A 21,747-nucleotide genomic window follows, 5' to 3' on the forward strand; every position below is an offset into this window, starting at 1 on the left:
GTCCTTCGGGCCAATGGCTCCGCCGGGCCGCAGGTCGGATGCTCTATGGCGTGACCCAGACAAGCGAAGCCGCAGCCGTCGAGGAAACCCGGTCCCCCGGGGGATTCCGCATCCACCGCGCCTGGTTCGTCGCCGCCGTCACCTTCGTGACGATCATCGGCGCCGCCGCCTTCCGTTCCCTGCCCGGCCTCCTCATCGACCCCCTGCACCAGGACTTCGGCTGGTCACGCGGCACCATCGGCGCGGCCGTCTCCGTCAACCTCGCGCTGTACGGCCTGACCGCGCCCTTCGCCGCGGCCCTGATGGACCGTTTCGGCATCCGGCGGGTGGTCGCGGTCGCGCTGACCGTGATCGCCGTCGGGTCCGGACTCACCGTGTGGATGACGGCCGCCTGGCAGCTGATGCTCTATTGGGGCCTGCTCGTCGGTCTCGGCAGCGGCTCGATGGCGCTGGCGTTCGCCGCGACCGTCACCAACCGCTGGTTCACCGAGCGGCGCGGCCTGGTCACCGGCATCCTGACCGCCGCCTCCGCCTCCGGCCAGCTGATCTTCCTGCCGCTGCTGTCCTGGATGGTGGAGAAGCACGACTGGCGCCCGGCGGCGATCACGGTCGCGCTCGCCGCCCTCGCGGTCGTCCCCTTCGTCTGGCTGCTGCTGCGCGACCACCCGGCCGACGTGGGCCTCAAGCCGTACGGGGCGCAGGAGTTCGTGCCGAAGCCGGCGCCGGTCCAGGGGGCCGCGCGCAGGGCGGTCACGGTCCTGTTCAAGGCCGCCCGCACCGGCCCCTTCTGGCTGCTCGCCGGCACCTTCGCGATCTGCGGGGCCTCCACCAACGGCCTGGTCCAGACCCACTTCGTGCCCGCCGCCCACGACCACGGCATGCCGGTCACGGCCGCCGCCTCGCTGCTCGCGGTCATCGGCGTCTTCGACGTGGTCGGCACCATCGCCTCCGGCTGGTTCACCGACCGCTTCGAACCCCGCCGTCTGCTCGCGGTGTACTACGCCCTGCGCGGCATCTCGCTGCTGTTCCTGCCGATGCTGCTGGCGCCGAGCGTCCACCCGCCGATGCTCTTCTTCATCGTCTTCTACGGCCTCGACTGGGTCGCCACCGTCCCGCCCACCGTCGCCCTGTGCCGCGAGCAGTACGGCGAGGACAGCGCGATCGTCTTCGGCTGGGTCCTCGCCTCCCACCAGGTCGGCGCGGCCCTGATCGCCTTCCTCGGCGGAGTGGCCCGGGACGTGTTCGGCACCTACGACATGGTCTGGTACGCCTCGGGGGCGCTGTGCGCGGCGGCGGCGCTGATGGCCCTGGTGATCCGGCGCCGGCCGGCCGTCCCCGCCCCTGCTCCCGGCCTCGCGACTGCCTGAGGCCGGGGCTAGAGGTCGCCCTCCAGGACCGTCCGGGTCATCGGCGGCCGGTCCCACAGGGCGAGGAGTTCGTTCGCGAGGTCGACGACCGGGAGCGGATGGTGTTCGCCGAGGACCTCGATGCCCGCGGCGAGCAGGCTCCTGGGGACCGCGTCGGCGTCCAGGAGCGTGCGCCACTGCTCCGGGGCGAGCTCCAGGTACTCCAGGCCGGTCAGCCAGCCGATCTCCAGCGGGTTGGCGAGGGTGCCGGGGTAGGCGCTCAGGGTGCGCAGCCGGGGGAGTCCGACCACGGGGGCCAGGCTGACGGCGGCGCCCTCCGGCAGCACACCGATGGACAGGACTTCGAGGGCCGGATGGGCGGCCTCCTCGATGCTGCCGACGCTCCCGACGTTGACGTACGCCACCTCCGGAGCCTCCCGGCGGCGGGCGCGCTCCTCGTGCTCCCCGTTGTGCACCAGGTCGGTGAGGGAGGCGGCGAGCAGGTCGGCGCCGATGTTGTCCTCGTGACCGATCAGGACGATCTGGCCCCGGTGCCCGCGCGGACCGGGCGTGAGGTCCACCGCGAGCCGGTCGCCGCCGCCGTTGTCGCCGAAGACGATCCAGCCGGGGGAGCCGACGACCCCCTGCACCTTGGCGTCGGACGGGGTGACGACCGCCTCCATCGCCGCGAACTGCCAGGAGCAGCGGCGGGTGGACGCCTCGGCGACGTACAGGCGGTCCAGCGGGAGCAGCTCGCAGCCCACCGCGTCGTAGACCTGCTCCGCCTTGTCGTAGTCGCCGTCCCAGTCCTCCCAGCGCGCCCGCGTGACCCGGTAGAGGGCCTTCAGCTCCTCGGGCAGCGCGAGGCCGAGGCGCTTCTCCGCGGCCTCGATCTCCTCCTCGGTGGCGCCGATCGCGTCGGGGAGCCGCTCGCGCAGCGTCCGCTCCAGCGCGGCGGGGTCGGCCGCGGGATCGGGCGAGACCGAGTCGGCCGGGTCGGGCAGGCGGCGCCAGGGTTCCGGTACGGCGCCCTCGACCAGCAGGATCGGCCCCGGGTGCGGTCCGCCGATGCCGGGCTCCACGGCGGGCCCGGTCTCGATGAGATGCAGTACGGCCCGGCCGGCCGGCGAGATCTCCGCGACGAACGCGACCCCGTCGACCCCGGACTCGGCGAGCGCCGTGTGCACCCGCCCCACCGCGTCGTACTCCTCCTGCATGTCCTCGATCTGCGAGGCCTGCCCGGGAGGGGGCGACCGGCGCCGCACCGGCACGCTCCACGCGCCCTGGCTGATGTGCCCGGCGACATGGCCGCCCGGCGCGGCGAGGCGCTCGGAGTTGTCCTGGTACAGGAGCCACAACAGCGGTTCCCAGGTGGCGAGTTCGTAAAGAGAGGACAAGGCGGGCTCTCCGTCGCTCCGGCGGTCGTGGCGGAGCGATTATCACGGAGGCCACTGACATCCGGCCCCGCGGACCGGGTCCCTCAGATGAACCGTCCCCGGTGGAACAGCAGAGGCCGCTCGCCCTCCCCGGTGCCCAGCGCCTCCACCCGCCCCACCACGATGAGATGGTCCCCGCCGGTGTGCACCGCGTGGATGGTGCAGTCGATCCACGCGAGCGTGCCCGCGAGGCGCGGGGAGCCGGAGACCGGGGCCGGTTCGTGCCGCACCCCCGCGAACTTGTCGGCGCCGCTGACCGCGAACGCCCGGCACAGCTCGCCCTGTTCGGCGCTCAGGACGTTCACGCAGAAGACGCCCGCCCGGGCGATCCGCGGCCAGGTCCCCGACCCGCGGCCCACCATGAACGCGACGAGCGGCGGATCGAGGGAGAGCGAGGAGAAGGACTGGCAGGCGAAGCCCGCGGGCGGTGTACCGGGGGCCGTGATCACGGTGACTCCGGTCGCGAAGGTGCCCAGCACCCGCCGGAACTCGGTCGGGTCGAGCGGCGCGCGCTCGTCCTCGCGCACACACCGCAGCTCGGGCCGGGGCAGCGCCTCCACCGGCCGTGCCCCGGTCGACCTCAGGTACCGGACGGCCGCTTCCGCCGTCCCCGCTTGTCCCATCACATTAACCATTGAAGCTGACGGTGTGTCAGATGGGAAGGGTCGGGGAACGGGTACGAAACGCCGCACGTACGCTGCGTCCATGGGGTGGGGGAACAAGCGGCTCAACGAGGCCGCAGCGGTGTGTGCGGCGCAGTTTCCGGCGATCGGGCTGGGCTGGTGGATCAAGGGCCAGCTGGGCGACGACTACGCGTACGGGGGTGCCTACGGGGCCTTCGCCGTGTTCGCCCTGGCGTGCCTCCTGGCCGTGGCCCCGCTCGTGCTGCCGGTCCTCGGTCTCGCGCACGCCCTCCTCCAGGTGCTGCCGGCGGAGGCACTCGCACACCGGGTCGCCGGGCGCCTGCGGGGGCCGGTGTGGGCCTGGCACCTGCTTCTCGCTTCGCTGCTCGGCGTGATCTGGGCGGTGATCGCCCTCTTGCTGTGGGACTGGCCGTTCACCACCACGGCCCCGCTCTTCGCCGTCCTCGGTGTCTTCCCGGTGCTCGGTCTCGGGTGGCTGCGCAGACGGACGCGGGGCTTCTGGGGCATCTGGCTGCCCGCGCTGTTCGCCTCCGTCGGACTGTTCCTCCTGGTGTTCGTCGGCGGGGTGCTGGCCACGGTCACGGGAATCCTTGAGGAGTACGAGCCGCCGAAGCTGTCCGCCGCGCAGCTCGCCGGCGAATGGCACGGCAGCGACGGCGCGGTGCTGCGCCTGCGTCCGGGCGGCGAGGCCGAACTCACCGCCCTGCCCGCCGAGACGGAGCCGGCCGACTCCGAGACCGACCCGCCCTTCGCGGTGTGCGACGGCACCGCCACCTGGCAGCCCGACGCCAAGGGCGGCAACGACCCCTACACCGACGGCCCCGAGGGGCGCCCTGGTGTCGTCGTACGGCCCACCGCCGGCTGTGGGCGTCGGACGTACTGGAGGATCGGCGGGACGGCGGCAGCGCCCGAGCTGTTCGTGCCGTTCGGGGACCCGGACGCGCCGGACGTGCGGATCCTCAAGCGGGTCCCCTGAGCCTCGACATGGGATTCTGAAGCAGGTCCCGTGAGCGTCACCGCCCGCGGTACTTGGGGCTTCTGCGTTCCACGAAGCTCGCCACTCCCTCCTGCGCGTCGGCCGTCGTCATGTTGATCTCCTGTGCGGTGGCCTCGGCGGCGAAGGCGGTGGCGCGGTCGCTGTCCAGGGAGGCGTTGACGAGCTGTTTCGTCAGGGCGAGGGCGCGGGTGGGGCCGGCGGCGAGCCGGGCCGCCCACTCGCGGGCCGTCTTGTCCAACTCCCTGTCCGGGACGACCCGGTTGACCAGGCCGAGCCGTTCCGCGTCGGTGGCGGAGAGCGCGTCGCCGAAGAACATCAGCTCCTTGGCCCGCTGCGGGCCGACGAGACGCGGCAGGAGGTAGGCGCCGCCGCCGTCGGGGACCAGGCCCCGGCGCACGAACACCTCGATGAACCGGGCCGATTCGGCGGCCAGCACGAGGTCGCAGGCCAGGGCCAGGTGGGCGCCGAGCCCGGCCGCCGTGCCGTTGACCGCCGCGATCACCGGCTTCTCGCAGTCCAGGACGGAGGCGACGAGCCGCTGGGCGCCCTCGCGGATCATCCGGGCCACGTCACCGGCGACCCGCTCAGCGCGCCCGTCACCGGCGCCCTGCTCGCCTGCCGTCCGTTGGCCCGACCCGTCACCGGAGCCCTGCTCGCCTACCGCCCGCTGGCCCGACCCGTCACCGGCGCCCCGCTCGCCGGCCGTCCGCTCGCCCGACCCGTCACCCGCACCCCGCTCGCCGGCCCCCGTGCCGCCCCGCAGGTCCGCGCCCGCGCAGAAGCCTCGCCCGGTGCCGGTGAGGACCACGGCCCGGATGTCGGGGTCCGCGGACGCCTCGCCGAACAGCTGGATGAGACGGTCCCGTTGGGCGGGTGTCAGTGCGTTGAGCGCTTCGGGGCGGTTGAGGGTGAGGTACGCGACCTGGCCGTCGACGACGTGCAGCACCTCGCTCACCGGCACACCACCAACGCGTCCAGCGCCACCGCGCCCTGCCCCCTGGGCAGCACCATCAGCGGGTTGACGTCGAGTTCCGCCAGCTCGTCCCCGAGCTCCACCACCATCCGCTGCACCCGCAGCACCACTTCCACGAGCGCGTCCAGGTCGGCCGGCGGCCGTCCCCTGACCCCGTCGAGGAGGGCCCGCCCGCGCAGCTCCGCCAGCATGTCCCGGGCCTGCTCCTCCCCGAAGGGCGGCACCCGTACGGCGGTGTCGCGCAGCACCTCGACCAGCACCCCGCCGAGCCCGACCGTCACGGTCGGCCCGAACAGCTCGTCGTGCACGGCCCCGACGACCATCTCGACGCCCCGCTCGACCATCTGGCAGACCAGGACGCCGTCCAGGGTCACGTCCTCGTAGCGTGCGATGTCGGTCAACTCACGGTAGGCGTCGCGTACTTGGCTGGCCGAGGTCAGACCGATCCTCACCAGGCCCAGCTCCGTCTTGTGGGCGATCCTGGCGCCGGACGCCTTCATCACGACCGGGTAGCCCACCAGGCCCGCCGCCCGTACGGCCGCCGCCGCGCTGGTCACCAGCTGCTCGCGCGGTACCCGGATCCCGTACGCCCGCAGCAGCTGCTTCGCCGCGTGCTCGCTGAGCTGCTGGCCCGGGCGCATCAGTGCCTGCGCCTTGCGGAAGGAGGGTGAGGGGGTGCGCGGGGCCTCGTCGAAGGGGGAGCGGTAGCCGCTGACGAAGCGGTGGTGGTCGAGGTAGGCGCGGACCGCGTTGATGCAGTTGCCGACCGTGCGGAAGGTGGCCACCCGGGAGGAGCCGAGCAGGACCTCGCGGTAGGCCGGTTCGGTGCCGACGGGCGAGCCCCACACCACGCAGACCAGCTTGTCGGTCTGCTCGGCGGCGTCCACCAGGTCCTGGACCAGCCGGTCGCTCAGCGGCGGGAACGGGCCGGTCACCGGACAGATCAGCACCCCCACGGACGGGTCGGCGAGGATCGCGTCGATGATCTTCCGGCCGCGCCAGTCGCCGACCGGGTGCCCCCCGTTGTCCACCGGGTTGGCGACGCTCAGGAACTCCGGTATCCACTGGTGCAGTTCGTCCTGCTTGGCCTGAGACAGGGTGGGCAGCCGCAGCCCCGCCTCGGTCGCCAGGTCGGCGAAGTGGGCGCCGGTGCCGCCCGAGATCGAGTACACCACGACCCCTTCGGCACGCGGCGGCCTCGCGCGGGCCAACAGGGCGGCGGTGTCCTGGAGTTCGTCGAGGCCGTCGACACGGATCACGCCGTACTGCCGCATCGCCGCGTCCACCACCGCGTCGGCGCCGGTGAGCTTGCCGGTGTGGGAGGCGGCCGTGCGGGCGCCGGTCTCGGTGCGGCCGACCTTGACCGCGACCACGGGTACCTTGCGGCGGGCGGCCCGGTCGGCGGCGAGCAGGAAGGAACGGCCGTCCTTGAGGCCCTCGACGTAACAGGCGATGGCTCCGACCTCGGGCCGTTCCGCGAAGTACGAGAGGAAGTCGGCGGTCTCCAGGTCGGCCTCGTTGCCGGTGGGCGCCCAGTGGGTGAGGCGGATGCCGAGTTCCTGGAGGGCGTAGACCGGGCGGCCCTGGTGGCCGGACTGGGTGATCAGGGCGATGCCGGGTCCTTCGAGGTCCTCGCGGAAGGAGGAGAAGGCGTTCAGGTTGGTGTTGGGGCCCAGCAGCCGTATCCCGGACTCGGCCACGGCGGCCGCGAGCCGTTCCTGTGCCGCCGCCCCCTCCTCGCCGGTCTCGGCGAAGCCGGAGGCGAAGACCACCGCGAACTTCACCTTGGCCTCGGCCAGTTGCTCGATCACCGGCAGCGGGTCCGCGACCAGCAGGACGGCCAGGTCGACCTGTTCGGGCAGGTCGGCGACCGAGGTCACGCAGGGGATGCCGAAGACGGCCGGGCGGGTCGGGTGCACCGGGTGCAGCCGGGCTCCGACCCGTCCGGCCCAGTCGATCAACTGCCGGGTGATCCCGGTGTTCGGGCGGCCCTCGGCGTCCGAGGCGCCGATCACGGCGACCGACTCCGGCCGGAAGAAGCGGTCCAGATCGGGGACGTCCGTATACAGCGGACGCCCGCCGACGTCGAGGTCGTCGACGTCGGCGGGTCTGCCGTGGACGGCGGGGCCGGGTTGCTCGCCGCACGCGATGACCCGGGCCCGGCGGGAGTCGGTGGTGAGGGTGCCGTGGGTTGATCCAAGCATCGGTCCGCCCGCTCCTGTGTGACAGCGTGAATAACTGACGCTCTGTCAGATTACAGAACTGACGCTGCGTCAGGAACGGGCGTGCACGCAAAGTTGACGAGCGGACTACAGCACCGCGAGGACCTCCTTGGCCACCCGCTCACCGGAGCGGACGGCTCCGTCCATGAAGCCGTTCCAGTGCAGGGAGGTCTCCGTGCCCGCCCAGTGGATGCCGCCCACCGGGGTGCGCAGGGCGGCGCCGTACTGGGTCAGGACACCGGGCGCGGCGATGGAGACCGGGCCGCCGCGGGCGTAGGCCTCGTTGTTCCAGCGTTGCAGGACGAAGGAGGTGGGGGAGGCCGCTTTCGAGCCGAAGTAGGTCACGTAGTCCTTGAGGACGGCCGCCTTGACCTCGGCCTCGCTCGCCGCGTCGAACTTGCGGGCCTCGTCGGCCTCGATGAAGCCCATCAGGGCGCCGTAGGAGGCGTCCGGCGGGGAGTTGTCGAAGGTCGAGCTGATCACGCCGGAGTCGCTGACGACCTGGCCGTTGAGCCCGTCGGCCCGCCAGAAGGGGGTGTCGTAGATCGCGATCGCCTTGCCGACCGAGGCCATCGGCAGCCGCTGGGTCAGCTGGTCGCGGGCGGCCGGCAGCAGCGGGTCGTAGGTGATGCGGGCCGCGAGCGGCGGCGGTACGGCGACCACGACCCGCTTGGCGGTGACGGTGATTCCGTCGGCCGTGACGACGTACTTCGAGCCGGACTTGGCGATCGTGCGCACCGGGGCGTTCAGGACCACCCGGTCGCCGAGGGTGGCGGCGAGCTTGATCGGCACCTGCTGGGAGCCGCCGACGAAGCGCAGCTCCTGGGCGCCGCCCGCGGTCTCGGTGAGGCGCTCCAGGGTGCCGGGGGTGGTCTCGTTGCCGGCCGCGGCTATGTAGAACAGCACGAACAGCAGCGAGAGTTCGCGGGGTTCGGCGGAGAAGATCGAGGTGCAGGCCACGTCCAGGAGGAACTTGGCCGACGGGATCACGGCGTTGGCCCGCAGCCAGGTCTCGAAGGTCTGCCGGTCCCACTCGTCGGCCTTGGGAGCGGTCCAGGGCGCGTCCAGCGGGACCTGCTTGGCCATGTCGTCGAGGGAGGCCTGGACGATCGCCGCGTTGGCGAGGCCTGCCGCGTCGACGGGCGGGACCGAGCCGAGGAGGCCGTCGGTGGCGTACGGGGTCCTCTTGCCGTCCTTGTAGAGCAGGTTGTTGCCGGTGTTGTAGGTGGGGAAGGTGCCCACCCCCAGCGAGTCGGCGAGGGCCTTGATGCGGTCCTGGGTGGGGCCGATGAACTCGCCGCCGCCCTCGGTGACCCCGCCGTTGGCCAGCTTCAGGTTCAGGACCCGGCCGCCGACGCGGTCCCGGGCCTCCAGGACGGCGACCGTCTTCCCGCCCGCGACCAGGTCACGGGCGGCGGTGAGTCCGGCGAGGCCGCCGCCGACGATCGCGACGTCCACGTCACGGGTCGTCGCGGCGGAGGCGGGAGCGGCGGCGGTGCCGGTGAGCGCGACGGCACCGGCCGCGGCGGCGGCACCGCCGAGCAGGGAGCGCCGGGAGAGGGGGGAGAGCGGGGAGAGCTGTCTTTCGCGTGCCACGTGCGTCCTCCGTGGTGGAGAGAGTGTGGAGCTAGAACATGAGAGTTGTTCACATTCTGGCCCCGCGCGACGGCACACGACAACGCTCCTGTCACATCTCTCGCAGATGTAACAGGAGCGCTGGTGAAGGGAGTTGGGGTCCCGGGCGCCGGACGGGCAGTCGCAGGTGCGTCGGACGGGTAGCCGGAAGCGGGTCGGACGGGCAGTCGCAGGTGCGTCGGACGGGTAGCTGGAAGGGGGTCAGACGGGCAGTCGCGAGAGGCGGCTCCCGCCGCCCTTCTCCGCGGCCTTCGCCGCCTTCTCGACGGCCTTCGCGATCCTCTCGGCGTCCATGGCGACCTCCCGGAAGGTGCCGCTGATGGGCGTGACGAACCCGGAGAAGTAGAGGCCGGCGGCGTTCTTCGGGGCACGGGCCCCGTTGACCACCGGACCCCCGCGCCCGTCGAGGACGTCCAGGCCGCCGACCAGACCCTCCAGCGAACGGGCGTACCCCGTGGCCGCGATCACCGCCTCCGGGGTGATCCGGGTGCCGTCGGCGAGCAGGACCTCGTCGCCCTCGAAGCCCTCGACGGCGGCCACCACCTCGATGCGGCCCTTGCGGATCGCGTCGATGAGGCCGACGTCCTGGACCGGGATGGCGCCCGCCTTGGCCCGGCTGTAGAGGCCGGTGTCGGGGCGGGGCAGGCCGTGCGCGGAGAGGTCGGGGACGCTGAGCTTCGCCAGGGGACGGGCCAGGCGGTCGACGAGGCCGACCGGCAGCCGTCGTACGAGCACGCCCGTGTACTGGGCCGCCCAGCCGGCCGTGGAACGGCGGACGATGTGCGGGGCGGTGCGCACCGACAGCCGGACCCGTGCGGCGCCGCCCTCGACCAGGTCCACGGCGATCTCGGCACCGGTGTTGCCGACGCCGACGACCAGGACGTCACGGCCCGCGTAGGGCTCGGGGTTGCGGTACTCGCCCGCGTGCCGCAGCTCGCCCTTGTACTCCTCGCGGCCCGGCCAGTCCGGCAGCAGCGGGGTGTGGTTCCAGCCGGTGGCCACGACCACCGCGGCGCCGGTCAGTTCGCGGCCGCCGGTGGCGTGCAGCAGCCAGCCGCTGCCGTCGGGGGTGCGCTCGATGCGGGAGACCTCGACTCCGGTGACCGTCTCCAGCTCGTGGTGCTCCGCGTACTTCTCCAGGTAGCGCACCACGTCGTCGCGCGAGACCCAGCGGCCGAAGCGGCGGGGCATCGGCAGTCCGGGCAGCGCCGACAGACGGCGGGTGGTGTGCAGGTGGAGGCGGTCGTAGTGGCGCCGCCAGGACGCGCCGACGTGCTCGGACTTCTCCAGGACGACCGCGCGGATCCCCCGGGCGCGCAGTGCGTACGCGACGGAGAGTCCGGCCGGGCCGCCGCCGACCACGTACACGGGGTGGTCGGCGGTGCTGGTGGAGAGAGAGGAGTCGCCCATGAGCGCGAGCGTAATCAGACAGCTCGTTGATAGGTCTCGGTCAAGACGGGAATTGGTTGCGGATCGATCACGCCTGTAGGAGAAGTGCGTGGGTCGCGTGACGTAGCCCACACGGAAAACTCCAGAGTGCCGGACCGGCCGGCCGACAGGGTTCCCGGAACCCTCCATCTGACGTACCGTCAGATTTCATGGACACGATCTGGCTCACCGGGGCCGAGTGGCTTGCCGTCCTGCGCATCGGTCTCGGCCTGTGGTGGCTGGAGAGCTGGCGGCACAAGGACAAGAAGACGTGGTTCAAGGGCGGTGGCATCACCTGGGCCGCCGACATCGCCGCCAAGCACCGCTGGACCCCGGTCCGCAGCGGCTTCGACGTGGTCGTCGCACCCCGTCCCAAAACCATGGCCTACGTCGTCGCGTACGCCGAACTCGCCCTGGGACTCGGTCTGATCCTCGGACTGCTGACGCCGGTCGCCCTGGTCGGCGGGCTGCTCCTGAACGTCCTCTACTTCACCCTGATGATCCACGACTGGGCCGAGCAGGGGCAGAACTCGATGATGGCCCTCATCTCGCTCGTGGCCCTGTTCGGGATGTCCTGGCAGACGTGGTCGCTCGACGCCGCGCTGGGCTGGTTCCGGTGACCGGGACTCCGGCGACCCCGCGGTACGACCTGCCGGAGGCGGACGCCTTCACGCGGACCTACTGGGACGCGGCATGGCAGGGGGTGCTGCTGCTCAGGCGCTGCGGGGCGTGCGAGCGGGTCCACCACTACCCGCGCGAGTTCTGCCCGCACTGCTGGAGCGAGGACGTCTCCTGGTTCGCGGCGACCGGCCGGGCCACCCTGCACACCTGGTCGGTCGTCCACCGCAACGACCTGCCGCCGTTCAAGGACCGCACCCCCTACGCCGCCGCCGTCGTCGACCTCGCCGAGGGCCCGCGGATGATGACGGAGATCGTGCACTGCGCCCACGAGGACCTGCGGCCGGGGCTGGAACTGGAGGCGGTCTTCCCGGAGGGCGTCCCGAAGTTCAGGCCGCGGGGAGGGCCGACAGGGGCTTGATTGAATGGCCCGGTGCCCCCTCTCGACGATCAGCACCCCACCAGCCACCCCTTCCCCGACCTGCACGGTCACGGCCTGTGGCTGCGGCCGTGGGACCCGGACAGCGACGCCGACGCCGAGAGCTGGCTACGGGGCGTCACCGACCCGGACTTCGCCCTCTGGAACACCCCGCTCACCCTGATCGACGACCTCGCCGGCGCCCGCGAGGCGCTGCGCCGCAAGGGCGGCATGGCGGCGGACGGCACCAGCGCGTCGTACCGGATCGATGACGAGTCGAGCGGTACGACACTGGGGCACGTCGGAGTCGACGGCATCAACCACGTCTTCAGCACCGCCCGCGTCGGCTACTGGGTCCTCCCCGAGGCCCGCGGCCGGGGCGTCGCCACCCGGGCCCTCCGCCTTGCCTCCCACTGGGCGCACACCGAACTGGCCCTCCACCGCCTTGAGTTGGGTCACGGCGTCGGCCACGAGGCGTCCTGCCGCGTCGCCGAACGCTGCGGCTTCCGCTACGAGGGCACGCTACGGGGATCGATGTTCGAGGCGGGCCGCCACGACGCCTTCCGCGACGCCCATCTGCACGCCCGACTGGCGAGCGATCCGGAGCGGGGGTGAGGGGCGGGCGGCGAAACCCGGGGCGACCGTAGCCCTGGGCACCGCCCTCACCCATCCCCTGGGCGCCGCCCTCGCCCGTCCTCCCGGTGGACCTGGCGGTGGGCCTGCCGGTGGACCTGCCGGTGGGCCTCCGGTGGACCTGCCGGTGGCGCTCCCGGTGGACCGGTTCAAGCCCACGCCGTCCCGGGCGCGACGGGCGAGCGGGCCGAGATGTCGCGGCCGACTCTTAACTCGCCCTTTGCCGAAGCCCGTTGTCCCGCCGGACGGCCCTTGCCAGCATGCCGGGATGCGTATCTCCACCGCCTACGAGGGCGCCCTCGGCGACTACTTCGCCGGCAACGCGACCGACGGCCCCTACAACGCCCACACCGACCGCCCCGCCATGCTCGAACTGGCCGGGGACGTCACGGGTCTGCGGGTGCTGGACGCCGGCTGCGGGGCCGGGCACTACATCACGGAACTACGGGCCCGCGGCGCGGCCGAGGTGGTCGGGGTCGAGGGCAGCGCGAGACTGCTGGACCACGCCCGGGACCGCGTAGGTGACGACCCCGCCGTCACGCTGCACCACCACGACCTGGAGGAACCCCTCGCCTTCCTGCCCGACGACTCCTTCGACCTCGGCGTCGTGGCCCTGGTCCACCATCACCTGGAAGCCCGCCGGGAGTTGCTGGCGGAACTGCACCGCGTGCTGCGCCCCGGCGGAACACTGCTGCTCTCCACCGTCCACCCGACCGCCGACTGGATCTGGCACGGCGGCTCCTACTTCGACGAGGACCGTGTGGAGACCCGCTTCGGGGACAGCGGAGCCACCAACTCCTACCGCCGTATGACGATGCAGACCTTCCTCGGCGAACTCCTCGACACCGGATTCGCCCTGGAGCGGCTCGTGGAGCCCCGCGCCACGGAGGCGGCCCGCCGGGTCGACGAGGCCCGCTACCTGAAAACCCACCAAACGCCGTTCTTCGTGGCGGTGCGCATGCGCAAGGACGCCGGGTGAAATTCGCGAGCATGTTCCGGCACCCCGGAGGACGATGAGGCATGCGCCCCGAGACCCCGCCGCCTCCCCCGACTGCCGACTCCTGGCACGTCACCGAGGACCTGGACGCCTTCCTCTCCCAGGCCGGCACCTTCCTCCGCTCCCGCCCCGACCTGCACACCCTCGTGCTCACCGTGGTCGAGACACTGCGCAACGGCGGAGCGCGGACGTACGGCGAGCAGGCGCCCTGGTTCGGGGTGCTGGAGGAGGCCGGGCAGGTGCGGGCGGCCTGCTTCCGGACGCCGCCGCACCGGCTGGTGACCACCGCGCTCACCCCCGCACAGGCCGACGCGCTCGCCGCCCGTCTGCTCGCACTGGGACGCCCGGTCTCCGGCGTCAACGCGGTCCGCGAGACCGCGGACGCGTTCGCCGCGTCCTGGTCTCGCCGTACGGGCGCCACGACCGGCCCCCGCCCGCACGGCACCCGACTCCACCGGCTCGCCGCACTGACCCCACCGGACCCGGCACCGCCGGGGCGGGCCCGGATCGCGGGACAGGCGGACCGGGAACTGCTCGCCCTCTGGTTCGGCGAGTTCCAGGAGGCCATCGGGGAGCCCGGCCGGCAGGACGCCAGCGCCTGGACCGACACCCGGCTCGCCTACGGCGGTCTCACCCTCTGGGAGACCCCCGACGGCACCCCCGTCTCCATGGCCGGGATCAGCCCCCTGCTCGCCGGCATGATCCGGGTCGCGCCTGTCTACACCCCGGCTCCCCTCCGCCGCCGCGGCTACGCCGCCGCCGTCACCACCGCGATCACCCGCACAGCCCTCGACCGCGGCGCCGACCAGCTCCTCCTCTTCACCGACCTGGCCAACCCGACCAGCAACGCCCTCTACCGGCGCCTCGGTTACCGCCCGGTGGCGGACTTCACGGCGTACGACTTCACAGAGCCGTCCTGACGCCCCGCCCCCGACCCCACCTCGTCCCCAGGGATCACCAACCATGCGCCCCGAAGACTGGCACCTCACCGACGACCTCGACGACTTCCTCGCCCGCGCAGGTGACTTCCTGCGCTCCCGCCCCGTCGCGCACATCATGCCGCTGACCTGGGCCGCACGACTGCGTACCCGGGGCGCGGCGGCCTACGGCGCGGAAGCCGCGGTCTTCGGGCTGCTGGAGCGGGACGGCGAGACGCGGGCCGCCTTCTACCGCCTCTCACCGTCCCGCGGCATCAGCCTCACCCCTCTCACCCCCGAGCAGGCCGACGCCCTCGCCGCCCGACTGGCCGCCCTCGGGCACACGCTGCCCTCCGTCAGCGCGGACCATGACACCGCCGCCGTGTTCGCCGAGGCCTGGCGGCGGCACACCGGTGCCACGCCGACCCTGCGCGTACGGCTCCATCTGCACCGCCTCGGCACGCTCACCCCGCCGTCGCCGTTCCCCGAGGGCCGGGGCCGGTTCGCGGGAGAGCAGGATCTGGAACAACTCATGGGCCTGTGCAGGGGGTTCGCCGCCGACGTGGGGGAGGACGTCACCATCGACGCCGAGTCCTGGCCCCGCACCCGCTTCTCCGACAAGAACTACGTGTTCTGGGAGACCCCCGACGGCACCCCCGTCTCCCTGGCGGGCCTGAACCCGATGGTCGCCGGCCTGAGCCAGGTGGACCCCGTCTACACCCCCGCCGACCGGCGCGGCCACGGCTACGCGGCCGCCGCCACGGTCGAGGTCAGCCGGGCCGCGCTCGCCGCGGGCGCCACCGACGTCGTGCTGTTCACGGACGCGGCCAACCCGACCAGCAACGCCCTCTACCGGCGCCTCGGTTACGTCCCGGTCGTCGACTGGTCCGGGTACGACTTCGCGTAGACCGCAGTCACCCGAGTCACGGCCACAGCAGTTGCCGCTCCCAGCCGCCGTCCGTGCGGCGGTAGGCGAGGCGTACGTGCTGCCTGCGCTCGTCGCCCTGGAAGAACTCGACCTCCTCGGGGGCGAGCCGGTACAGCGTCCATGAGGGGACGGGTGCCGCGGGTTCCCGTTGCGCTCGGTCCCAGGACTGCTCGGAGGCCCGCGCCAACTCGTCCAGGGAGCCCAGTACTTCGCTCTGCCGCCCGGTGAGGGCCGCCGCCAGCGCACCGGTCGAGCGGGCGTGCAGGTCGGCCTGGCCCTCTCCGGAGGGGGCCGCGGTCACCGGACCCCGTACCCGCACCTGCCGGCCCAGCACCGGCCAGTAGAAGCCGAGCGCGGCGTACGGCCGGACCGCCAGGTGGCCGCCCTTGCGGCTGTGGGCGTGGCTCGCGAAGGCGAAGCCGTCCGCGTCGGCGCCATGCAGCATCACCGTGCGCACGTCCGGCCGCCCCTCCGGGTCCGCCGTGGCCAGGGACATGGTGTGCGGCTCGGTCTGCCCGGCCGCCACCGCCTGAGCGAACCAGGTGGTGAACAGCTCCAGCGGGGCCGCGGGCGCGCCGGCCGGGTCGAAGGCGGGCAGCGTGGTGACCTCCGGGTCCCACACCCGCAGCGACCTGAGCAGCTCGTGAAGATCGGTTGCCATGCCCCAGACGGTACCGACGGGTGCGCCCTACCTCTGGGAGAGCTAGACTTAGTCCATCGCTTAGTCCACCCGTGACCTTACCGTGAGGCAGCCATGGAAGCAGCCCGTCAGTACAACGTCCATGAAGCCAAGACGCACTTTTCGCGGATTCTGGAGCAGGTTGCGACCGGTGAGGAAATCGTGATCAGCAAGGCGGGAGAGCCGGTGGCGAAGGTGGTGCCGCTGCGCCCCAAGGTGAAGCGGACCGGCCGGGGCTCGCTCCGGGGGCAGATCCACATCCCGGACGACTTCGATGAACTGCCCGACGACATCGCCGACGCTTTCGGGATGCGCTGATGAGGCTGCTGCTCGACACCCATGTCGTTCTGTGGTGGTTGGGCGACTCCATCGAGCTGTCCGGTGAGGTCAAGGATCTGCTCGACACGGAACCCGCGGTGTACGTCAGTGCCGTATCACCGTGGGAGATCGCCATGAAACAGTCCCTCGGAAAACTGGAAGGCCCGGAGGACCTGGCTGAGCGGGTGCGCGACAGCCAGTTCACCAGCCTGCCCGTCACAGCTGGGCACGGCGTGCGTGCGGGCCGGCTCCCGGCGCACCACCGGGACCCCTTCGACCGGATACTGGTCGCCCAGGCGCAGATCGAGGGGATGACCCTGGTGACGCGGGACAAGTGGATCCCGCAGTATGACGTGCGGGTCATGCCCGTGTGAGAGGAATCCGGCGGCGACGCGGGTTGTGCCCTAACGCCCCAGCACCACCGTCCCCGACGAGCAGAACCACCCGCCCGTCCCCGACGCCACCGCCAGCCCCGGCGCGGACCCGTCCCGGCGTCTGACCTGCCGGGCGCCCGCCTCCCCGCGCAGCTGCCGTACCGCCTCCACGAGCAGGAACAGTCCGCGCATGCCCGGGTGCTGGGCGGACAGGCCGCCGCCGTCGGTGTTCACCGGCAGGTCGCCGCCCTCGACCAGCAGCCGCCCCTTCTCCACGAAGGAGCCGCCCTCGCCCTTCGCGCAGAAGCCGAGGTCCTCCAGGGTCACCAGCGTCATGTACGTGAACGCGTCGTAGATCTCGGCGAGTTCGACCTCCTCCGGCCGCACCCCGGCCCGCTCGAAGGCCAGCCGTCCGCTCACCGCGGCCGGGGACACCGTGAAGTCGGGCCACTCGGACATGCTGACGTGCGAGACGTACTCCCCGGTGCCGAGCACCCAGACGGGGGCGGTACGGCAGTCCCGTACGTACTCCTCGGCCACCAGCAGCACCGCCGCGCCGCCGTCGGAGCGGATGCAGCAGTGCAGCTTGGTGAAGGGGTCCGCGATCATCGGGCCCGCCAGGACGTCGTCCACGGTGATCGGGTCGCGGAACATCGCCTCCGGGTTCAGCGCCGCGTTGGCCCGTGCCTGTACCGCGACGGACGCCAACTGCTCGATCGTCGTACCGTGTTCGATCATGTGACGGCGGGCCGCCATCGCGTACTTGGCGATCAGGGTGTGGCCGTACGGCACCTCGAACTGGAGCGGGCCGCGAGCGCCGAAGGAGAGCGTGCCGGTGCGGCGGCCCGCCTTGATGTCGGCGCGGGCCATGGAGCCGTAGACCAGGAGCACCGCGTTCGCGTGTCCGGCGGCGATCGCGTCGGCCGCGTGGGCCGCCATGACCTCCCAGGTGGAGCCGCCGACGGAGGTCGAGTCGACCCAGGTGGGGCGCAGGCCCAGGTACTCGGCGATCTCGACGGGGGCGAGGGTGCCGGTGCCCGCGGAGGCCAGGCCGTCGACGAGGGACCGGTCCAGGCCCGCGTCCGCCAGTGCGCGGCGGGCGGCCTGGGCGTGCAGCGCGTAGGGGGTCGTGTCGTCCACGCGGCCGCAGTCCGCGAGGGCCACGCCGGTGATCGCGACTTTCCGGCTCCCGGGGGGCATGAGGGGCCTCCTGCCTCTGGGCAACTGGTGCGGGCGCTCCTAATATGACGGACCGTCAGATCCGGAGGGAAGAGGAAGAGCCATGGACGCTCGCTTCACCGCCGAACAGGACGAGATCCGGGGCGCGTTGTGGGATCTGCTGCGCAGGCGATGCGGCCCGCGTGAGCTGCGGGAGGCGCTCGACACCCCGGCCGGCCACGACCCCGACCTGTGGGCGGCCCTCGCCGGACAGCTGGGGCTGCCGGGACTGGCCCTGCCCGAGGAGTACGGCGGTGTGGGCTGCTCGGCGACCGAACTGGCGCTGGCCTGCGAGGAGACGGGCCGGGTGCTGGCGCCCTCGCCCCTGCTGGCGACGGCCGTCCTCGCCGCCCCCCTGCTGCTGGCCCTGGGCACGGAGGCCCAGCGAGCGGACCTGCTCCCCCGCCTCGCCTCCGGCACCCTGACCGCCACCCTCGCCGCCCCACCGGCCACGGCCCTCGCCCTCACCTGCGGCAACGAGGGGGAGTGGGCCGGGGGCGGGCGCGCGGGGGGAGTGCAGGCACGACTCGTCCGCGGTACGGGAGGCGACGCCACCGCAGGGCCGGGCGCGCCGGGAGGTGGCGCCGGCACGGTCTGGCGGCTCTACGGCCAGGTCGAGCAGGTTCTCGACGGGCATACCGCCGGTCTTCTGGTCGTCGCCGCGCACGCCGGGGGGTTCGCCCGGTCCCGCACTCTGCTGTTCCTGGTTTCCAGTGACGCTCCCGGGCTCGTCCGGACCCGGCAGACCGCTCTCGATGCCACCCGGCCCCGGGCGTGCATCCAACTACGGCACGTGGAGGCCGAGTTGCTGGGCGGGGACGACGAGGCCGACGTGCTGGAGGCGCTGGCCCGCCTCGGTGACACCGTCGCCGCCGTGCTCGCCTGCGAGGCCGTCGGGGCCGCCGACCGGGCGCTGGAGCGGACCGTCGAGTACGTGGGGCAGCGGGAGCAGTTCGGGCGGGCGATCGGGTCCTTCCAGGCCGTGAAGCACCGGCTGGCCGATGTGTACGTGCAGCTCCAGGCGGCCCGCTCGGCCGCCTACTACGCCGCCTGGGCCGTCGGACAGGGCGAGCAGCGGGTCGGCGGTCTCGCCCTCGCCCAGGCCCTGGAGGCGCTGCGCACCGCGGCCGCCGAGGGCATCCAGCTGCACGGCGGCATCGGGTTCACCTGGGAGCACGAAGCCCATCTGTACTTCAAGCGGGCGACCGGAGACGATCTGCTCTTCGGGCCCGCGCACCGGCTGCGGGCGCACGCCGCCGACGCGGCACGGCTCTTCGAGCGGACGGAGGTGACGGTGTGATCGGGGAACGGATCGTGCAGAAGGTGTCGTCCACGCGCGGCTTCGCCAAGGTGGCCCCCCATGTGATTCCCGCGCTGGACCGGGCCGTGCACCGGCTCACCCGGGGGAAGGTCCTGCTCAGCGCCCAGATGCTGCCGGGGGTGATCCTCACCTCCACCGGGGCGAGAAGCGGGCTGGCCCGCCGGACCCCGCTCGCCTGCATGCCCGAGGAGGAGGGCCGCTCCTGGATCCTCATCGGCTCGAACTTCGGCCGCGAGGGCCACCCCGCCTGGACCGGCAACCTCATCGCCCACCCCGACGCCGAGGTCAGCTGGAAGGGTGCGGACATCCCGGTGCGGGCGACCCTGCTGACGGGGGAGGAGCGGGCGGCCGTGTGGAAGACCGCGCTGGCGTTCTGGCCGCCGTACGCCACCTATCAGGCGCGGGTGGAGCGGGAGATCCGGCTCTTCCGGATCGTACGCGCGACGGGCGGCCGTCCACCCGAGTGAAAGCCGCGTACGCACGACAGGCGGCCGTCCACCCGAGTGAACAGCCGCCTGCCTGACAGGACTTGAGACCGGTGAGCCGAGAAAGAGGGGACGCGCTACTTCGTCGGCTTCTTCCCGGTGACGCCCAGATGCACCAACAGCGCCAGGTTCGGCTTGAGTTCAGCCTGCTTGACGCCCCACGTCTGGAAGCCCTTCTGGTGCGAGGCCACCGCCGCGAGCATCGCGACCAGGGAGCCCGCCACCGCGGCCGGGTTGACGTCCTTGTCGACCTTGCCCTTGGACTGGAGCTCGGCGACCGCGTCCGAGAGGGAGTTGTTCACCGAGTTCAGGATCTTCATGCGGATCTTGTAGAACCGCTTGTCGCCCTCGGCGGCACCGAGGTCGACCACGCGCAGGATCGCGTCGTTCCTGCGCCAGAACTCGAGGAAGCCCTCCACGAGTTCCTGCGCGGTCTGCCATCCCGCCTTGCCGACCCATGACCGGCCTTCGAGCAGCTCGGTCAACTGGCCGCCCTCGGTCGCCATTTGCTCGGCGATCTCCAGGACGGCGCCTTCGACGTCCGGGAAGTACTGGTAGAAGGTCGCGGGTGAAGTGCCCGCCTTCCGGGCGACATCGATGACTTTGACGTCCCGGTAAGGGGAGGAGCTGAGCATCTCGCTGAGGCAGTCGAGCAGCTTCTGCCGGGTCGCCTGCCCACGCCGACCGGCCACACGGCCGTCGACGGTACGCACTTGTCCTGTCATGCCGTCAGCTTACCGAGGGGTGATCGGAGCGCGATTCGGCCGACTGCAAATGGGGTGCGAGGGGTCCGGGAGGCGGGTGTGCCTGGTCCTGCGGGGTGCGTGCGTCGCCGTTACTTTGACGGTATGGCCGAAAACAGGGCATCCGCAGACGGAACGGGTTACGGCGAGGGCGTCCCCTGCTGGGTGGACGCGCAGCTGCCCGACGTGGCCGCCGGGCAGCGGTTCTACGGTGAGCTCTTCGGGTGGACCTTCGAGGAGGCGCCCGGCGGCTCGGTGTGGGCCCTGCGCGAGGGCGAACCGGTCGCCGGGCTCGCCCGCAAGACCGACGGGCGGATGCCCACCGTGTGGACGGTGTACTTCGCCACCCCGGACATCGAGGGTCTCGCCGACCGGATCTGGGCGGCCGGCGGACAGGTCGTCACCGCTCCCGTGCCGGTCGCGGAGCTGGGCATGTCCGCGCTGGTCACCGACCCGGAGGGGGCCGTGTTCGCGCTGTGGGAGCCCGGCAGTCACCAGGGCTTCGGGGTCCGGCACCGGCCCGGCACCTTCGCCTGGGCGGAGCTGTACGCCCGGGACACCGAGGCCGCCAACACCTTCTACGGCGGCCTCTTCCACGACGCCCTCTTCGGCCCGGACGCCCACCCCGACTTCGGCCGCGCCCCCGTCGCCGACGTGTTCCCCGCCGAGATGCCGCCCCATTTCCTCGTCCACTTCCAGGTGGAGGACTGCGAGGCGGTGCTCGGGACGGTCGGCCGGCTCGGGGGGCGGGTCCAGGCGCCGCCATTCGAGACGTCGTACGGGAAAGTGGCGGTCGTCACCGACAATCAAGGGGCGTCGTTCGCGGTTCTGGAGCGGACGGAGCGGTAGAAGATACCGGTTTGATGTGAGACACCCCATTTGACCCCGGGTTCGCCACCAGGCCTCCGGCCAGGAAGAATCAGGGTTGCGTGCCGCCATGGCGGTGCGGTGGTGAGACGCTGCACGGGGTCGCGTACATATGTGGGTGGCGCGGCTTGTACGGGGAGGTGGCAGGCAGAGTGGTGGATCAGCTGACGCAGCACGATCCGCGCAGGATCGGGCCGTTCGAGGTGCTGGGGCGGCTGGGTGCCGGCGGCATGGGGCTGGTCTATCTCGCGCGCTCGGCTTCGGGCCGGCGGGTGGCGATCAAGACCGTCCGTACGGAGCTCGCCGAGGACCAGCTCTTCCGGGTCCGCTTCACCCGCGAGGTGGAGGCGGCCCGGGCGGTCTCCGGCTTCTACACGGCGGCCGTGGTCGACGCCGACCCGCGCGCGGCCGTGCCGTGGCTGGCCACCGCCTATGTCCCCGCGCCCTCCCTCGAGGAGATAGTGAACGAGTGCGGGCCGCTCCCGGCCCAGGCGGTGCGCTGGTTCGCGGCGGGCGTCGCCGAGGCCCTCCAGTCCATCCACGGCGCCGG

23 protein-coding genes are annotated in these 21,747 nt (G+C 72.4%); 14 read left to right on the forward strand and 9 right to left on the reverse strand.

Annotated elements, in window-relative coordinates:
• Positions 1–50: 50 nt before the first annotated feature.
• On the forward strand, positions 51–1,367 hold the full coding sequence (locus AQJ54_RS36595) for an MFS transporter (protein WP_062030461.1): 1,317 nt from the start codon (positions 51–53) through the stop codon (positions 1,365–1,367).
• An 8-nt stretch (positions 1,368–1,375) separates the two neighbouring features.
• Here the strand turns inward: AQJ54_RS36595 and AQJ54_RS36600 are convergent, their stop codons facing one another.
• The gene (locus tag AQJ54_RS36600; protein ID WP_062245002.1) at positions 1,376–2,743 is read right to left on the reverse strand and encodes an SMI1/KNR4 family protein; all 1,368 of its coding nucleotides are present in this window, start codon (positions 2,741–2,743) and stop codon (positions 1,376–1,378) included.
• Between the two features lie 83 nt (positions 2,744–2,826).
• Entirely contained in the window at positions 2,827–3,405 is a 579-nt protein-coding gene (locus AQJ54_RS36605) for a flavin reductase family protein (protein ID WP_062245004.1), read from the reverse strand.
• An 82-nt stretch (positions 3,406–3,487) separates the two neighbouring features.
• Here AQJ54_RS36605 and AQJ54_RS36610 point away from each other — a divergent pair, with 82 nt between their 5' ends.
• A complete protein-coding gene (locus AQJ54_RS36610) occupies positions 3,488–4,402 on the forward strand; it encodes a hypothetical protein (protein ID WP_248845511.1) in 915 nt (304 codons plus the stop codon).
• Positions 4,403–4,439: 37 nt separating this feature from the next.
• Here AQJ54_RS36610 and AQJ54_RS44210 read toward each other — a convergent pair whose 3' ends face one another.
• From AQJ54_RS44210 to AQJ54_RS36630, 4 genes are all read right to left on the reverse strand, one after another.
• On the reverse strand, positions 4,440–5,378 hold the full coding sequence (locus tag AQJ54_RS44210; protein WP_346265475.1) for an enoyl-CoA hydratase/isomerase family protein: 939 nt from the start codon (positions 5,376–5,378) through the stop codon (positions 4,440–4,442).
• Positions 5,375–7,600, reverse strand: a complete 2,226-nt coding sequence (locus AQJ54_RS36620) for an acetate--CoA ligase family protein (protein WP_062245011.1) — start codon at positions 7,598–7,600, stop codon at positions 5,375–5,377. The genes AQJ54_RS44210 and AQJ54_RS36620 overlap by 4 nt, the downstream gene beginning before the upstream one ends.
• 105 nt (positions 7,601–7,705) lie before the next feature.
• Complete coding sequence (locus AQJ54_RS36625) at positions 7,706–9,214, reverse strand: flavin monoamine oxidase family protein (protein WP_062245014.1); 1,509 nt, start codon at positions 9,212–9,214, stop codon at positions 7,706–7,708.
• A 240-nt stretch (positions 9,215–9,454) separates the two neighbouring features.
• Positions 9,455–10,663 carry a flavin-containing monooxygenase gene (locus tag AQJ54_RS36630; protein WP_062245017.1) on the reverse strand — a complete coding sequence of 403 codons (1,209 nt, stop codon included), beginning with the start codon at positions 10,661–10,663 and terminating at the stop codon, positions 9,455–9,457.
• Positions 10,664–10,851: 188 nt separating this feature from the next.
• On the opposite strand from AQJ54_RS36630, the gene AQJ54_RS36635 reads away from it, so the two are divergent.
• The 6 genes from AQJ54_RS36635 to AQJ54_RS36660 all read left to right on the forward strand — a co-directional run bounded on the left by AQJ54_RS36635 (position 10,852) and on the right by AQJ54_RS36660 (position 15,171).
• Positions 10,852–11,301, forward strand: coding sequence for a DoxX family membrane protein (locus tag AQJ54_RS36635; RefSeq protein WP_062030308.1), 450 nt, complete (start codon positions 10,852–10,854; stop codon positions 11,299–11,301).
• Positions 11,298–11,720, forward strand: a complete 423-nt coding sequence (locus tag AQJ54_RS36640) for a Zn-ribbon domain-containing OB-fold protein (protein ID WP_062245020.1) — start codon at positions 11,298–11,300, stop codon at positions 11,718–11,720. The genes AQJ54_RS36635 and AQJ54_RS36640 overlap by 4 nt, the downstream gene beginning before the upstream one ends.
• Positions 11,721–11,732: 12 nt before the next feature.
• Positions 11,733–12,332, forward strand: coding sequence for a GNAT family N-acetyltransferase (locus tag AQJ54_RS36645; protein ID WP_062245023.1), 600 nt, complete (start codon positions 11,733–11,735; stop codon positions 12,330–12,332).
• Between the two features lie 286 nt (positions 12,333–12,618).
• Positions 12,619–13,329, forward strand: coding sequence for a class I SAM-dependent methyltransferase (locus AQJ54_RS36650; protein ID WP_062245026.1), 711 nt, complete (start codon positions 12,619–12,621; stop codon positions 13,327–13,329).
• Positions 13,330–13,370: 41 nt separating this feature from the next.
• Positions 13,371–14,267 (forward strand): GNAT family N-acetyltransferase, encoded by an 897-nt coding sequence (locus AQJ54_RS36655; protein WP_062245028.1) that lies wholly within the window; start codon positions 13,371–13,373, stop codon positions 14,265–14,267.
• A 43-nt stretch (positions 14,268–14,310) separates the two neighbouring features.
• Complete coding sequence (locus tag AQJ54_RS36660) at positions 14,311–15,171, forward strand: GNAT family N-acetyltransferase (protein ID WP_062245032.1); 861 nt, start codon at positions 14,311–14,313, stop codon at positions 15,169–15,171.
• A gap of 16 nt (positions 15,172–15,187) precedes the next feature.
• Here AQJ54_RS36660 and AQJ54_RS36665 read toward each other — a convergent pair whose 3' ends face one another.
• Positions 15,188–15,853, reverse strand: coding sequence for a pyridoxine/pyridoxamine 5'-phosphate oxidase (locus tag AQJ54_RS36665; RefSeq protein ID WP_062030296.1), 666 nt, complete (start codon positions 15,851–15,853; stop codon positions 15,188–15,190).
• Between the two features lie 93 nt (positions 15,854–15,946).
• Here AQJ54_RS36665 and AQJ54_RS36670 point away from each other — a divergent pair, with 93 nt between their 5' ends.
• The gene (locus tag AQJ54_RS36670; RefSeq protein WP_062030294.1) at positions 15,947–16,189 is read left to right on the forward strand and encodes a type II toxin-antitoxin system Phd/YefM family antitoxin; all 243 of its coding nucleotides are present in this window, start codon (positions 15,947–15,949) and stop codon (positions 16,187–16,189) included.
• Positions 16,189–16,563, forward strand: a complete 375-nt coding sequence (locus AQJ54_RS36675; RefSeq protein ID WP_062245035.1) for a type II toxin-antitoxin system VapC family toxin — start codon at positions 16,189–16,191, stop codon at positions 16,561–16,563. The genes AQJ54_RS36670 and AQJ54_RS36675 overlap by 1 nt, the downstream gene beginning before the upstream one ends.
• A gap of 30 nt (positions 16,564–16,593) precedes the next feature.
• On the opposite strand, the gene AQJ54_RS36680 is transcribed toward AQJ54_RS36675, so the two are convergent.
• Positions 16,594–17,763 carry a thiolase C-terminal domain-containing protein gene (locus tag AQJ54_RS36680; protein WP_062245038.1) on the reverse strand — a complete coding sequence of 390 codons (1,170 nt, stop codon included), beginning with the start codon at positions 17,761–17,763 and terminating at the stop codon, positions 16,594–16,596.
• An 82-nt stretch (positions 17,764–17,845) separates the two neighbouring features.
• Here AQJ54_RS36680 and AQJ54_RS36685 point away from each other — a divergent pair, with 82 nt between their 5' ends.
• On the forward strand, positions 17,846–19,081 hold the full coding sequence (locus tag AQJ54_RS36685; protein WP_062245040.1) for an acyl-CoA dehydrogenase family protein: 1,236 nt from the start codon (positions 17,846–17,848) through the stop codon (positions 19,079–19,081).
• Positions 19,078–19,569 (forward strand): nitroreductase/quinone reductase family protein, encoded by a 492-nt coding sequence (locus AQJ54_RS36690; RefSeq protein ID WP_062030286.1) that lies wholly within the window; start codon positions 19,078–19,080, stop codon positions 19,567–19,569. The genes AQJ54_RS36685 and AQJ54_RS36690 overlap by 4 nt, the downstream gene beginning before the upstream one ends.
• 95 nt (positions 19,570–19,664) lie before the next feature.
• On the opposite strand, the gene AQJ54_RS36695 is transcribed toward AQJ54_RS36690, so the two are convergent.
• Complete coding sequence (locus tag AQJ54_RS36695; RefSeq protein WP_020137688.1) at positions 19,665–20,300, reverse strand: TetR family transcriptional regulator; 636 nt, start codon at positions 20,298–20,300, stop codon at positions 19,665–19,667.
• 135 nt (positions 20,301–20,435) lie between these two features.
• On the opposite strand from AQJ54_RS36695, the gene kbpA reads away from it, so the two are divergent.
• Both kbpA and AQJ54_RS36705 read left to right on the forward strand, forming a co-directional pair.
• On the forward strand, positions 20,436–21,179 hold the full coding sequence (gene kbpA / locus AQJ54_RS36700) for an AfsK-binding protein KbpA (protein WP_079070170.1): 744 nt from the start codon (positions 20,436–20,438) through the stop codon (positions 21,177–21,179).
• A gap of 170 nt (positions 21,180–21,349) precedes the next feature.
• On the forward strand, positions 21,350–21,747 hold a 398-nt coding region (locus AQJ54_RS36705), incomplete at its 3' end, for a protein kinase domain-containing protein (protein WP_428843816.1).

Source organism: Streptomyces griseorubiginosus (genome assembly GCF_001514195.1).
GTDB lineage: Bacteria > Actinomycetota > Actinomycetes > Streptomycetales > Streptomycetaceae > Streptomyces > Streptomyces griseorubiginosus.